This window comes from Cellvibrio sp. QJXJ (genome assembly GCF_024452345.1).
In the GTDB taxonomy this organism is placed as follows: Bacteria; Pseudomonadota; Gammaproteobacteria; order Pseudomonadales; family Cellvibrionaceae; genus Cellvibrio.
In genome coordinates this window covers 3,607,011-3,622,141 of the sequence record NZ_CP101662.1, presented here as the reverse complement: position 1 = coordinate 3,622,141, position 15,131 = coordinate 3,607,011, and the positions used below count along the sequence as shown (strand labels likewise).

Below are 15,131 nucleotides of genomic sequence, written 5' to 3'. Positions count from 1 at the left end.
ACGGAGCCAGTGCATGACCAATCCCCTGTTAGTTTCACACCGCTTGCCGCCCTTCAGCGCCATCAAAGCGGAACACGTCACCCCGGCGATTAGCGAATTGATTGCGCAAGGGCGCGCGCAACTGGCGCAATTGCTCGCTGATTTACCCAACCCGAGTTGGGATACTTTGGTCGCCCCGCTGGAAGAGCAAGGCGATAAATTGGACCAGGCCTGGGCGCCGGTCAGCCATTTAAATTCGGTTGCCAATAGCGATGAGCTGCGTGCGGCCTATACCGAGAGCGTGGCGCTGCTCACCGAATACTCCACCGAGTTCAGCCAAAACGAAGCACTCTATAACGCCTACCAACAGCTGGCGGACAGCAAAGAATTTGCGCTGTTGCCTCAGGCACAGCAGCAGACAATCAACAATGCCCTGCGCGACTTTCGCCTGGGTGGTGTGGCGTTAAATGATGCGGATAAAAAACGTTTTGGCGAGATCCAAAAACGCCTGTCGGAACTCTCCACGCAATTTTCCAACAACGTATTGGATGCAACCCAAGCCTGGTTTAAACAATTTGATACTGCCGATGCGCTCGCTGGACTACCTGAATCCGCACTCGCACAAGCGGCACAAACTGCAGCGCAAAAAAATCTCAGCGGTTATGTCATCACGCTCGATTTTCCGTCCTACTACGCGGTGATTATGTATGCGGACAATCGCGCATTGCGCCAAGAAATTTATACCGCCTATGTCACCCGCGCCTCCGCTGCTGGCCAAAAAGCCGATGGCTCCTCTGCCGCTGAATGGGACAACAGCGCGCTAATTGCCGAGACTCTGGCGCTGCGCCACGAACTGGCGCAACTGCTCGGATTTGCAAATTATGCGGAGCGTTCACTGGCGAGCAAAATGGCACAATCCACTGAACAGGTGATCCAGTTTCTAAATGAACTCGGGCAAAAATCCAAACCCTTTGCCGAGCGCGATTACGCCGAGTTGCGCGCTTTTGCCGCCGCGCAGGGCTGTGCTGATTTACAGGCCTGGGATACCACTTATTACAGCGAAAAATTGCGCGTGGAAAAATACGCCGTATCGCAAGAAGAATTGCGCCCTTATTTTCCGGCGGAAAAAGTAATCGCCGGTATGTTTGAAATCGTCAAACGTTTGTTTGGCATCGAGGTAAAACAAGTTTCCGAATTTGATACTTATCATCCGGACGTGCGTTTTTATCACATCGAAAAAAATGGCACACAAGTGGCGAGTTTTTATTTGGATATGTTTGCGCGCGACAAAAAACGCGGCGGCGCCTGGATGGCCGATTGCCGCGTGCGGCGCAAAACCGCAACCGGTGTGCAATTGCCGGTGGCGTTTTTAACCTGCAACTTTACGCCACCAGTCGGCAGCAAACCGTCGCTGCTCACCCACGATGAAGTCACCACCCTGTTCCATGAATTCGGCCACGGTTTACATCACATGCTTACCCAGATTGATGTCGCCGCAGTGAGTGGCATTAATGGTGTGGCCTGGGACGCGGTGGAATTACCAAGCCAATTTATGGAGAACTGGTGCTGGGAACCGGAGGCGATTCCACTCATTTCCGGCCACTATGAAAGTGGTGAACCACTGCCACAAGCCTTGCTGGATAAAATGCTCGCCGCCAAAAATTTCCAATCCGGTTTGCAAATGATTCGCCAGATCGAATTTTCGCTGTTCGATTTCCGCTTGCACGCCGAATACAACCCTGCTGCACCGCAATCGGCGCAGGAGGTGTTAAACCAGGTGCGCGATCAAGTCGCGGTGATCAAACCGCCGGCGTTTAATCGCTTTGAAAATAGTTTCAGCCATATTTTTGCCGGTGGTTATGCGGCGGGCTATTACAGCTATAAATGGGCTGAAGTGTTGTCGGCCGATGCCTACTCGCGTTTTGAAGAGGAGGGCATTTTTAATGCGCAAACTGGCGCCAGTTTTCTGCAAGAAATTTTGCAGCAAGGTGGCAGCAAAGCGCCGATGGAGTTGTTCAAACAATTCCGCGGGCGTGAACCCGAAATAGCGGCGCTGTTGCGTCACTCGGGCATTACACCCAGCAATATTCCAGGGGAGGCAGCCTAATGGCTTACAGCAGCAAACGCCGTTTTGTAGCGGGCGCCGTGTGCCCGCGCTGTTCGGAAATGGACAAGCTCGTGGTGTACAGCGAAGAGGGTAAAGACTATCGCGAATGTGTCGCCTGCGGCTTCAAGGATGAAATGCGTTTTAAATTTGCAACGCGCGAATTAGAGACGCGGGTTAATCAAACCGATGATGAAAAAAGTGAAGTACAAGTGGTAAACATCCTGCCATTCCCTGCAGATAAATCTGATAAATAATTTTTTGGCGCGTGTCTCTTTTTTACACGCGCGTATTTTTTCTCCCATAATTTTCCACGCTGGGTATTCCCGTAACAGATCCTCACTTTTCTTAACTTCTGACGTCATTTTATCTTGTTGTCATATTGAACATATGATACTTGTATCCAACCATTCTAGTGACTTGATGTCGCCAGCTACCCTTGGCTCATCATCTGCAGAAGGGCTATTCACGAGAAAAGGATGAGTTGCCAACCAGAGCTTCTGGCCAACCCCGTCGGCACGGGAAAGGCCAAAGCTGACTACATCCTCGGTCTTTCATAATCGATAACAATTCCCAGGAGCTGTACTCCATGAACACAAAAGCACGGTTTAACAAAAAAATCATTGCCACTGCGATCACCTCCACCATGCTCGGTGGCTTTGGTAGCTACGCAGTAGCGCAAGACGACAATCTCGAAGAAGTAATGGTGACGGGTATTCGCGCGTCACTTGAGCGCTCGATGGATATCAAACGCAATTCATCAGGCGTTGTTGATGCAATCAGTTCGCAAGATATCGGTAAGTTCCCTGACACTAACCTGGCTGAATCCTTACAGCGCATCACCGGTGTGTCTATCGACCGCAATAACGGCGAAGGTTCACGTATTACTGTGCGTGGTTTCGGACCCGACAGTAACATGGTAACCCTGAATGGAAGAATCATGCCCGGCGGTAGCGCCTATGGCGGTAGTTCAGGTGCAGATGCGTCTACTCGTGGTGGTAACTCTCGTGCGTTTGACTTCGCGAACCTGGCATCAGAATCTGTTTCTGGCGTAGAAGTATATAAAACCGGTAAAGCTAATGCTGCTGCCGGTGGTATTGGTGCGACCGTAAACATCAAAACCACCCGTCCGTTGGAGCTTGATGGCTTGACCGCAACTGTGGGTGGCAAAGCTGTAATGGATACCACAAACCGCACTGGCGATGACGTTACCCCTGAGCTGTCAGGTTTGGTTGGTTGGGTAGACGACGATGGTGTGTTTGGCGTGTCTTTGTCCGCCAGCTATCAAGAGCGCGATTCAGGCTATACCGGTGCTACTGTAAATGACTGGAGTGTAGCCGAGTGGCAAGGCGGTGCGAGCAACACTCTTTACAACGCGCAGGCAGACAACGAACTCTTCGTTAATGAGCCTGAATTTGGTCAGCTATATTCGCGTCCTAACGACATTCGCTATACCTTCTCAGATCGTCAGCGCGAGCGCACCAATGCCCAGCTGACTTTCCAATATCGCCCTGTGGAAAATGTCACAGCTACTGTTGATTACACTTTTGCACAGAATGACCAGACCGAGCAACGCGGTGAAGTAACCACTTGGGTGCAGAATGGTTCAAGTAACTTGGTTACTGTGGAATTTGATGACTCAACCATCAAAACTCCGCGCTTTATTTCCGAGCGCTATTCAAGCGGTAGAGATGTTGGCTTGTCTCAGCAGTATCGTGCACAAGAAGATACCCTGGAATCATTTGGTCTGAACTTGGCTTGGGAAGTTAACGATCAACTCACCCTTAAATTAGATGCGCATGACTCCTCAACGGAGAGCTTGCCAACTGGCCCAGGTCATTCGGGTGAATTGGATGTCGGTTTGGGTGCTCCAGTTAAAACCGCTGCAACATGGGATTTTAGCGGCAAAAAAGTACCAACATTCACCAATGAGTTCGGCGCAAGCGGAACGTTGACTGATCGCGATATCAGTTCCTCAGTAATGCGCGTTTTCTCGGTAGAGCAGTTATCTGATGTTACACAGGCTAAAGTAGATGCTCAGTGGGAGTTCGAGGACGGCAGCCGTTTTGACTTTGGTATTGAGAGAAGCGAACTTAGCTCGAACACCATCAGCTACAACGGAACTAACGCTCAAATCCTCGGTGGCTGGGGTGCATCTTCTCCCGGCGAGTTCCCTGAAGGTCTGTTTACACCTTTCGATGTGGCGGGTGAATTCGATGACGTAAATACCGGTAATTCACCAGCTATTGGTTTCCGCGCCGATGCACGTGAGCTGGCGGAAGTTTTAGTAGGATTGTATCCCACCACTGAGATAACCCCCGAGAGACCTCTCGGTGCCGGTCCAGCTTATATTGGTATAGAAGACACTCAGAACCCCTACGGCATCGTCCGCAACAGCAAAAGCAACAACCTGGTTGAGGAAGACACTGATGCTGTTTACTTCCAGCTTGGTACTACCGGTGAGTTAGCTGGTAGAGAGCTGAATGTATTGGCCGGTTTGCGCTACGAAACCACCAAGCAGACGTCCTCATCAGATACGCCTCCGGTCGATTATTTCGTTTGGCAATCAGACAATGACTTTAACTCAGTGAGCAAGCCAGCTGGCGCCGCGACTATTGCCAAGAATAGCTATGATGCGTTGTTGCCGAGCCTGGATTTGTCATTGAATCTGACCGATGATGTTGTTACCCGACTCTCATTTGGCAAGACCATTGCGCGTGCTGGTCTGGGTCAGCTGGGTTCTGTTGTTAATTATCGCAACCCTAACGGTTCAACACTCAATCAAGGGACGACTGTTCAAGCAGACGGTCAAAACCCACAGTTGAAACCGCTCGAATCCACTAACTTCGATTTGTCAGTTGAGTGGTACTTTGACACTGCCAGTTACGTTTCTGCCGGTTTCTTCGAGAAGCGTGTTGCAAACTTCACTGGCACTGAGATTACTGAACGTACCTTTGGTATTCTCGATCAAACCTCAGGCCCCAGAGCTGTCGCTGCAAGAAATGCATTGTTGAGCATAAACGAATCGACTGACGATGCTTCAATCTATGCAATGATGCAGATTCTAGGCAACCCAAGTGCATACCCACAGGGTGCTAATGCCTTTAATGCTGCTCTCAGAGACGATTTCAACGATCAAGCGGGTTATGGGTTTATCACTCCAAATGCTGATGATCCGTTGATGGTTTTCGATTACAACGCGCCTGTAAACAATCGTGAAGCCAAGATTTATGGTGCCGAGTTTGGTGCGCAGCATTTCTTTGGTGATACCGGCTTTGGCTTACAAGCGAACTACACCATCGTACGTGGTGATGTGAAATTCGATAATTTGGATCTGTCTACCCAGTTTGCATTGCTTGGTTTGAGTGATACCGCAAACGTTGTATTCATCTATGACAACCATGACATTGAGGCTCGTGTTGCCTATAACTGGCGTGACACTTTCCTCAACAGAACTGGTGTTGGTGCAAACAACCCAGGTTATATCGAGGCATACTCACAAATTGACGCTAACGTGACTTATCACATCAATGACAATCTGTCGGTATCACTCGAGGGTATCAATCTCACTGGTGAAGATCGTCGTGAACACGCTCGTAACAAAAATATGATGTGGGGTTATGACGATTTGGGTGCTCGTTACCAACTCGGTGCGCGCTACAACTTCTAAGTTTTATTTAGAGGTTATCTCAAAAAAAAGAGTCGCTTAGGCGGCTCTTTTTTGTTTTACTCAACTAAATAGTAAAAAGAAATTGATGGTGATCAATATGCGGAAAATGGAAGTATTAAATAATATCGAACATGAAAATTTAGGGGTTAATCCTGAGTTTTCAGCTGATCTGGGTGATGGCATAACAGGTACATTAACGTACATCACGGAATTTTCTGATGTGCAAAAAGAATATCCAATCTTGTGTCGTAGAAACACCGAAAGTGGAGAGTACCAAGCGACAGTTTTTTTTGGCTTTGAGAAAAATGAAAATTTGTTCCTGGTGGATTCCGACCCAAGCAATCAAAAAAATGTAGGCTGGAATGCCAATTATGTGCCAGCGGTTATGGCGCGAGGCCCATTTTCTATTGGCTTAAAACGTGAGATGGTTGAAGGTGTAGAAACCCCTAGCCCATTGGTACAGGTAGATATGAATCACCCTAAAGTGATGAGAGGGGCAGGAGAAAAACTATTTTTAGAGCGCGGGGGGAATAGCCCCTACTTAAATCACGTCTCAAGGGTATTAGAAGTTATTAACGATGGCATTCCTTTAACGAAGCGAATGTTCGAATCTTTTACCAAGTATGAATTGCTTGAGCCTGTTGTTTTAGATATTGAATTTAATAATCAAGATAAACTAAAAATTAGTAGTTACGAAACCATTAATCTGGAAAAGCTTGCTAGCTTGAACGGCGTAGCACTTGAAGAATTGAATCGAAAAGGCTTCCTTCAGGCGGCTTATTTTATGATAGCTTCCATGTCTAATTTCAAGAAGTTGATTGAATGGAAAAACACCAAACTTTTGCGTGGTTGAGGAAAAATTGACTAGTCATAGATCAGTAAGAGTATTGCAAGGCTTAACATCATCCACCATTCCCAAGGATATTGTTGCCAAAGCGGAGCCAGTAATTCTTAAACAGTTGGTCGGTGATTGGCCCTTAGTCAAAGCAGGGAAAATTTCTGATCGATATTCTGTTGATTATTTAAAGCAGTTTTACAATGGAAATACCAGCATCGTTTGTAAAATACCACCTGAGAATAACGGCAGAATGTTTTACAACAGCAATTGTACTGATCTGGATTATGAAAGCTTTAAAGGGCGCATCGATGATACCTTGGAAGCGATTCTGGATTGCGCTGGCAAGGTCGATGAGCCTGCCTACTATATAGCTTCAAATATCATCGACACCCATTTTCCAAATCTCTTGCAGGATAATAATCTAACCATACCGCGCACCATGCACCCTGACGCAATGAAAGAACGCGTCAGCATCTGGATTGGAGCAGCCACTACAGCGACCTGCCACTTTGATGCCCTGGACAACATCGCCTGTTGTGTTGCAGGTAAGCGGCGTTTCACTATCTTCCCTCCGGATCAAGTTACCAATCTATACCCTGGCCCGTTAGAGCCTACCCCCGGTGGTCAAGTGATTAGTTTGGTCGATTTCAAAAATCCAGATTTTGAAAAATTCCCTCGATTTAAAACTGCGCTGCAAAATGCGCTGGTTGCTGAGCTCGAACCTGGCGATGCGTTATACCTTCCCAGCATGTGGTGGCATCATGTAGAAAGCTTGGCGCCATATAATATTTTGGTAAATTACTGGTGGGACGACGCACCTAGTTTTTTGATGTCTGGCATGAATGCTCTTTATGCGGCGATGCTAGGTATTAGAGATAAGTCTGCACATGAGCGGCATGGATGGCAGCAGCTTTTTAATCATTACATCTTCAATGGCGCTGAGACAGCTAATAGTTATATTCCCGCTGAAGCGCATGGCTTTTTAAAACCTCTTGAACGTTTGGAATCGAGAAAGCTTAGAGCTTTACTTATTAATAAATTGAATCGCTAGTGAGAACAGAAATGTCAGAAAAGATGATGAAAGTCGTTATTGCCGGAGGAGGTACAGCAGGCTGGATAACTGCTTCTGCGCTTGCCCATCAAATGGGTGAGATATTGGATATCACACTCATTGAGTCTGAAGATATTGGCACTATTGGTGTCGGCGAAGCCACTATTCCACCGATGAGGACATTCCATCGATTAATTGGTATTAATGAAAAAGAATTTGTTGCTGCAACCAACGCTACATTCAAGCTAGGAATCCAATTTGAAAACTGGAAACAAATTGGCGAGAAATATTTCCATTCTTTTGGGGTGACTGGCAAGCAAACAATAGTTACCGATTTCATACATTTCTGGCTTAGAGGCCAACGTTTGGGTATTGCACAGCCTTTTGGCGATTATTGTCTGGAGTTTAAAGCGGCTCTGGAAGAGCGCTTTGCAATCACTGATCAAATCAAGATGAACTATGCGTTTCACCTGGATGCTGGTAGATACGCTCGATTTTTGCGTGAGCGCGCAGAGGTGCGTGGCGTAAAGCGCATTGAAGGAAAAATAGCGGAAGTACGGGTTAACTCTGAGACTGGTTTTATTAGTACTATTGTTTTGGAATCGCAGCAGGAAATTGAAGGCGATTTATTTATTGACTGTACAGGTATGCGCGGCCTGTTAATTGAGCAAACACTGCAAACTGGCTACGAAGAATGGCGGCAGTGGTTGCCCTGTGACAGGGCCATCGCTGTGCAGACAGAATCAACATCGCCAGCTCTACCCTATACTCGCTCTATTGCTCATCATGCTGGCTGGCGCTGGAAAATTCCGCTACAGCATCGCGTTGGCAATGGTATTGTGTATTCCAGCCCCTATTTGTCTGATGACGAAGCCACGCAGATGTTATTAAACGCGGTGGATGGCAAAGTTCTCACTGAGCCAAAGGTGATTAAGTTTAAAACCGGGCGACGCAAAAAAGCCTGGAATAAAAATTGTATTGCAGTGGGGCTTTCTTCAGGCTTTCTTGAGCCGTTGGAATCTACGAGCATTCACATGATTATGACGGCAGTGACTCGTATTTTGCAGCTTTTCCCCCATGGAAAAATCAACCAATCTACGGTGGATGAATACAATGCTCAAGCTGAGAGTGAGTTTGCGCGCATCAGGGATTTTATTATTTTGCACTACAAAGCGACTGAACGGGATGACAGTCCCTTCTGGCGTTACTGTAAAGAGATGAGCGTGCCTGAAGACTTGCGACATCGAATACAGTTATTCAAAGAAAATGGAAGGTCTAATCAAGTCGAGGGAGAGTTATTTCGTTTGGATTCCTGGACTCAGGTTATGCTTGGTCAAGGCATACTGCCTGACGGTTATCATCCGATAGTAGATTTAATGCCAGAGGTACAATTGCGCGCCTTTTTGGGTGGGCTTGCTAATGACATAAATAATCAACTTGCTGTTTTGCCGTCGCATCAGGAATTTATTGAAGAGTTCTGCCGTCGGGCCTAATGGGTGGTCTAAGACAAATGAAATATAAGTTGCATCCAGCTCTTGATTATAAGTTTTATCTTGTTGGTCAAGAAAAAACGCCGCTATTGGTCATTGATAATTTTCTCAGCGATGCTGAATCACTGATAGATTTTTGTATAAAAAACACAAGCTTCAACAGAGTAGATAATTTTTATCCGGGGCTACGAATGGCAGCCCCGCGTGACTACCTCTACGCGATTAATCATTACCTAGCGGAGCTACTGGAGAATATATTTGATTTAACACCCGATAAAATCGCCGGGTGTAAATCGCTTTACTCTATGGTGATGACGCCGCCTGATAAGTTAGATCCACCCCAATGCCTTCCTCACATTGATTCCTATTTGAGTGGTGATCTTGCCTGCGTCCATTATCTCTGCGGAAAAGAAAAAGGCGGCACATCACTATATCGGCATAGAAAAACCGGTTATGAAAAAATTACCAGCGAAACTATCGATCACTACAAACATTCAGTAGTGAATGAAGGTGCGCTGGAATTTGAAAAAAAAGCTTACATGAATGGTTCAAGTAATTATTTTGAACAAATAGCAAGCGTAGATGCCATGTTCAACCGCATGATTATTTATCCCTCCAATATTTTACACTCTGGCAATATAGCGCCAGATTTCAATTTCAGCACAGACCCCCTCAACGGCCGACTAACGTTAAATTCATTCATATATTCCAAGCGATAGTCTTGATTTTTAGTTTGCTATGAAATTTTTCACCGGATTCATACGCGCTTCAAAATCCCGTCCTTACTTTCCTTTTCTGCTGCTACTGACCAACTTGTATACAAGCAATAACATCCACAACCGAAACATATATACAAGTGCACCAAACAAACAGAATGCTCATAAATAGAGCCTCGTTTTATGTCGGCGCCTGGTACTCACAATAAAACAACACGGGGAACTCTATGAATAAATACACCAATCCACTCTTTTCAGTCAGCTTGCTGACCCTTGCCATAGCGGCCAGCGCGCAGGCGCAAGATCAGGCGTTGGAAGAAATTGTGGTCACCGGCTACAAAGCGGGTTTAAAAGGTGCGCTGGATACCAAGCGCGATTCCAACGACGCGGTGGATGCGATTAGCTCTGAAGATATCGGTAAGTTCCCCGATACCAACCTTGCTGAATCGCTGCAGCGTATTACCGGTGTATCAATTGACCGCAGCGGCGGTGAAGGCCGTCAAGTGACGGTGCGCGGCCTTGGCCCACAGTTCAATACCGTGCTGTTTAATGGCCGCCAAATGCCTAACCCCAACGCCAGCCGTGGTTTTAACTTTGACACGGTGGCGGCGGAAATGGTGAGTGGCGTAGAGGTGTACAAAACCTCAACCGCCGCGACGCAATCAGGCGGCATCGGTGCCACTATTAATGTAAAAACCGCCAAACTGCTGGACTTGGGCACCAAGTTTGCCGGTTCGGTAAAAGGCTTGAATGAAACCAATCTGGACGACATTACTCCCGCCATTTCTGGCCTGATTAGCACCAAGTTCAATGACAATTTTTCAGTGGCGTGAAAATTTTTTTAAAACTATTGAAAAAATACCTTCTCATCTGGAATTTTTACAGAAATATTGCGCAGCATCTAGTGTTTAAATAAAAATTAAATTCCTACCTCTTAACGCACAAATCAAAAAAATCCCCGCCGGTTTTTCCGGCGGGGATTTCTTATGCAGCCTAATCTATCGATCAATCTACACTCACTTGCATCGCATGAACTAAATATTCAATAAGGGCTTCGATTTATATTCGTGCGTAGCGTCGAAAACAAAAAAAATCAATTTTAACCAAGTTTAATCCCAATCCTTGTAGTAGCAAGAAGCTTTTGTAATTTGACATTGGCCTCGATACCACCCTAATGATTCAGGACAATCAATTCCACATTGCTGCGGCATTGGTTCTATATATAAAAACTTACCAAGTTGAATTTCCCCACTTGAGAACACACCATCGTTAATTTCTGCTGAAAAAGTAATCCAGCCATCATTAAGAATATAGCCACTTGGTGATAAGGCAACAGTTCCTTTTTGTTGTGTTACATTAATAGTAGATACTGTTCTCTTTCCGTGACTACTAGTCGAGGCATAAAGAGTAATTTTCGCTGCTCGGTTTTCTTTTATCGCCTTAGAGTTCCAATCAAGCTCATAATACAGAGGGATTCCATAAGGAAATCTCGCATATAAAAATCCAGAAAAATTAAATGGTGCTGAAAAACCATTTGGACCAATATAAGGTCTTCGCTGAAGGAAAAATTCTTTCTTAGAGCAGTAATACTCACCACTGAAAGAGCCATAATTAGTAGAATCACCAGCCTTGGGAGGGTAAATTTTCTCATAAGGGCCATACTGCTCGTAATACTGCTGATTTATCATTAACTGCTGATAGTTTATTGACGGTGATGGTATACCTCTAACACTCCATCGCATTACCCATGCTTGTATGGGATCGTTAATAGGATAATTGCTTGTGAGGATATAGCTTTTGTATGCGTTACCTTCGGTATTCGCTTTATCGCTTCCTCGATAACCTCCGATAGAATCGAAGAAATGCACTCTCTCACCTCTATCAACTCCCCATCTACCATCACCTTTAATTGTAATTTTCTCATTTATGAGTTGATATCGGCCCACATCAGCAGTTAAGAAACTTAGAGAATCCATGAATGAAGAAAAATCAAAACGACATTGATCTCCATATGCACTACAAGTGGTGCCTATCGTTACACCTTGCATTGCCTTACCTCCATTACAGAAAGTTGGTGGGGCCTTTGCAAAAATACTGGCTAAAATTTCGTCGCTTGTTTGAGCATATGAAAAGTTACATAAGAAAAATAAACAAAGTAAAAAACACTTTTTCATTATTAAACTCCATTTAAAATTTAATTAGTTTATTGAAGAAAAATCAAATTTTGGAAAAAATCTAACTCAAATATATTTATATTCGAGCGCAATAATATTCCCACAAGACACTCTTATATTCTAGTATGCAAGATGGACGTTTTGACATTATTGAAAATAACGTTTTCTCTTCCGAAAAAGACTACTCACAAATCGATATTTCCATGAGCTACGACCTGAGCGACAACGTCAGTATCTTCCTCGAAGGCATCAACGTCACCGAAGAAGGCGCCCGCATCCACGGCCGCGAACAGAACCACATGTTCTACGTCGGCGAAGGTGTAGGCCGCTACGCACTGGGCGTGAGAGCAAGCTTCTAAGCCTCTCAGTTAAAACCCCGCAAAACAAAAACCCCCGCATGTTGCCATGCGGGGGTTTTTGTTTAAGGGCAATCAGCCTTGGTTATGGGCAGGTTACATCTTTACCCGCACCTTTGACTACGCTGACCTTGGCAAAGGTAATATCCAAAGTACCGGCGGTGACCAGCGAGAAGGGGGCGAGGACTTGGGTCCAATACTCTTCTGGCGGCTGAGCGATACCAAAGTTCGCACCGGCATTCGGGTAGCAGCTAAAGGGTACTGTCACTGTCTGCCAACCCTGACCGGCAAAACCTTTGAGTTTTTCAGTCAGGTCGATGTCGGACGCACAGTAAGAGCCACAGCCCAAACGCAGGAAGCTGGTAGCGCTCGGTGCCGCGTCTACTTTGATATCGAATACCAAGGCAGAATCGCTATTAACGTAGTTGATAAAGTCCTGACGGTTGCCAACGGACAGCGCCACCTGACCCTGGCCGCTACCGTTCCAGACTACACGGCGCGCATCTTCCTGTACTTCACGATCCACCGCTTGAATCATCAGCGATGAGGCTTTCACGGTGTTGCTGTTCATTGGCATCTGATCATTCTGGAAGCCGATAATTTCCAGCTGCCATGGGTCCATCGGGCGACGGTTAAATAGCTCCATCACATCCATGGCTTCGGCGGCTTTGGGGCCGTCTTCCGGCAAGTTGTCACCCAGGGTGTTTTCATCGGCGTAACTCATGCCGTAGCCATAGGCAAACAAGGGGTCGTAATTGGCATCGCCTTTGTTAAGCGGGGTTTGATCCGGGTGTTTTGGCCAAGAGAAGCTGAGGCGACCTTTCATATCGTGGTTGATTTCACCTTCGGCATTTTTAAAGATCACATCGGCCACACCGGCGCCTTCAGTACCTGGCTGCCAGATAGCAACAAACGCGTCCGAAGCATTCAGTTCACGGTTTACCCAGAGTGGGCGACCGGTGATAAACAGCGATACCACCGGGATACCTTCGCTGCGGAGTTTTTTCAGCAGCTCCCAATCGGCGGGGTTGCGTGGTTTGTAGGCGAGCATGCCCACATCGCCCTGCATTTCGGCGTAGGGGTCTTCACCAAATACCACAATCGCCACATCGGGCTTCTCGCTAAAGGAACCGTCCACACTCAGGGTGGCAGTGCCGCCAGCGGCGCTGACAACTTCATTGATACCGGCGTAGATGGAGGTGCCACCGGGGAAGTCGGAATTGACGTTACCCGTACCCTGCCAGGTGACTGACCAACCGCCACTTTGTTTACCGATGTTGTCCGCGCCATCGCCCGCGACCAATACTTTCTGGTTGCGCGCCAAGGGCAGCAGTTTGTTTTTGTTTTTCAGCATCACCAGCGATTCGCGTACTGCCTGACGGGCGACTGCACGGTGCTCAGGTGCGCCTAACAATTCTTTTTTGCCAGCCAGTGGGCGAGTAGAGGGCGCGCCTTTTTCAAACAGGCCGGCGCGGATTTTCACCCGCAGGATACGGCGTACCGCATCGTCCAAACGCTCGGCGGTAATCTCGCCGGATTTGGCCTGCGCCACCAAATTGTTGTACAAGTCTTTCCAGTTAGGCTCAGGCACCATGTAAATATCCAGACCGGCCATCAGCGATTCAGGGCAATCCACCGCCGTACAACCGGGGATAAAGCTGTGACCGCTCCAATCGCCGACCACCAAGCCATCAAAGCCCATTTGGCCTTTGAGCACGTCAGTCAGCAGGTATTTATGGCCGTGCATACGGGTGCCGTCCCAGCTGGTGAAGGAGGCCATGACCGCCTGCACACCGGACTCCAGCGCACTGAAATAACCGGCGCCGTGAATATCGCGCAGTTCTTTTTCATCGCCCTGGGTTGGCCCGCGATCCACCCCGTTCAGGGTGCCGCCGTCGCCAATAAAGTGCTTGGCAGTGGCGATTACGTGGTTATTGGTGAGGAAGTTTTCGGTATCGCCTTCACCTTGCAAACCCTCCACCATTTTGCCGGCAAAGGCGCCCACGATTTGCGGGTCTTCGGACCAGCTTTCATAGGTACGGCCCCAGCGATCGTCGCGCGCAACGGCAACGGTGGGTGAGAAGTCCCAGTCCAGACCGGTCACCGCGATTTCCACGGCGGTCACACGGCCGATCTCTTTCAATAATTCGGGGTTATTGGTCGCACCCAGCGCGATGTTGTGCGGGAATAAGGTCGCGCCAATCACATTGCCCAATCCGTGCACGGCGTCAGTGCCCCACATGATCGGAATGCCAATGCGACCGTTAGAGGTATCGACCGAGGCGTTGTAATAACTGTCGGCCAGTTTGACCCAGTCTTCCAGGGGCGCGTATTTGTTGCTGCCGGGCGTGCTGCCACCGCCGTTGAGCACTGAACCCACGTGATACTGTTTTACATCCTCCGGGGTGAGGAATTTGATTTCAGGCTGCACCAGCTGGCCGATTTTTTCTTCCAGGGTCATGCGCGCCAGCAAATCATCGATACGCGCCTCTACCGCCGGGTCTTTTTTGACAGCGCTGGCAATCGCCGGCCATTCAACCTTGGCGGCCGTTGTAGCAGGCGCTTCGGTAGGGGCAGGGGGAGCTTCCGTTTTTTTGGCGTCGCAACCCGCGAGCAGCGAGAGCAACAGCGCACCGGGCAAGAGTGCACGAAGAGCGAAGTTATTGTTCATAGTGGGTATGACCTATTCAACGAACCAGAAAAGAGATAACGGATTGTTCGCGCCAGGGGGATGTCGCTGTTAATTAAAATAA

11 protein-coding genes are annotated in these 15,131 nt (G+C 47.5%); 9 read left to right on the top strand and 2 right to left on the bottom strand.

Features of this window, described 5'->3' with window-relative positions; genetic code table 11:
• Positions 1–13: 13 nt before the first annotated feature.
• From prlC to NNX04_RS15620, 8 genes are all read left to right on the top strand, one after another.
• Positions 14–2,086 (top strand): oligopeptidase A, encoded by a 2,073-nt coding sequence (prlC, locus tag NNX04_RS15655; protein ID WP_261946396.1) that lies wholly within the window; start codon positions 14–16, stop codon positions 2,084–2,086.
• Complete coding sequence (locus tag NNX04_RS15650) at positions 2,086–2,340, top strand: YheV family putative zinc ribbon protein (protein ID WP_007638662.1); 255 nt, start codon at positions 2,086–2,088, stop codon at positions 2,338–2,340. Before prlC ends, NNX04_RS15650 begins: the two co-directional genes overlap by 1 nt.
• A gap of 332 nt (positions 2,341–2,672) precedes the next feature.
• Positions 2,673–5,753, top strand: a complete 3,081-nt coding sequence (locus NNX04_RS15645) for a TonB-dependent receptor (RefSeq protein WP_007638664.1) — start codon at positions 2,673–2,675, stop codon at positions 5,751–5,753.
• 97 nt (positions 5,754–5,850) lie between these two features.
• On the top strand, positions 5,851–6,606 hold the full coding sequence (locus tag NNX04_RS15640; RefSeq protein WP_040391286.1) for a SapC family protein: 756 nt from the start codon (positions 5,851–5,853) through the stop codon (positions 6,604–6,606).
• The gene (locus NNX04_RS15635; RefSeq protein WP_232283017.1) at positions 6,572–7,642 is read left to right on the top strand and encodes a cupin-like domain-containing protein; all 1,071 of its coding nucleotides are present in this window, start codon (positions 6,572–6,574) and stop codon (positions 7,640–7,642) included. Before NNX04_RS15640 ends, NNX04_RS15635 begins: the two co-directional genes overlap by 35 nt.
• Before the next feature lie 11 nt (positions 7,643–7,653).
• Complete coding sequence (locus tag NNX04_RS15630) at positions 7,654–9,135, top strand: tryptophan halogenase family protein (RefSeq protein ID WP_007638670.1); 1,482 nt, start codon at positions 7,654–7,656, stop codon at positions 9,133–9,135.
• A 17-nt stretch (positions 9,136–9,152) separates the two neighbouring features.
• Positions 9,153–9,851 (top strand): DUF6445 family protein, encoded by a 699-nt coding sequence (locus tag NNX04_RS15625; protein WP_261946395.1) that lies wholly within the window; start codon positions 9,153–9,155, stop codon positions 9,849–9,851.
• Between the two features lie 224 nt (positions 9,852–10,075).
• On the top strand, positions 10,076–10,681 hold the full coding sequence (locus NNX04_RS15620) for a TonB-dependent receptor plug domain-containing protein (RefSeq protein WP_007638675.1): 606 nt from the start codon (positions 10,076–10,078) through the stop codon (positions 10,679–10,681).
• 276 nt (positions 10,682–10,957) lie between these two features.
• Here the strand turns inward: NNX04_RS15620 and NNX04_RS15615 are convergent, their stop codons facing one another.
• Positions 10,958–12,022, bottom strand: coding sequence for a hypothetical protein (locus NNX04_RS15615; protein ID WP_040391014.1), 1,065 nt, complete (start codon positions 12,020–12,022; stop codon positions 10,958–10,960).
• Between the two features lie 125 nt (positions 12,023–12,147).
• Here NNX04_RS15615 and NNX04_RS15610 point away from each other — a divergent pair, with 125 nt between their 5' ends.
• The gene (locus NNX04_RS15610) at positions 12,148–12,381 is read left to right on the top strand and encodes a TonB-dependent receptor (protein WP_007638689.1); all 234 of its coding nucleotides are present in this window, start codon (positions 12,148–12,150) and stop codon (positions 12,379–12,381) included.
• An 82-nt stretch (positions 12,382–12,463) separates the two neighbouring features.
• On the opposite strand, the gene NNX04_RS15605 is transcribed toward NNX04_RS15610, so the two are convergent.
• A complete protein-coding gene (locus NNX04_RS15605; RefSeq protein ID WP_261946394.1) occupies positions 12,464–15,049 on the bottom strand; it encodes a glycoside hydrolase family 3 protein in 2,586 nt (861 codons plus the stop codon).
• Positions 15,050–15,131 lie beyond the last annotated feature (82 nt).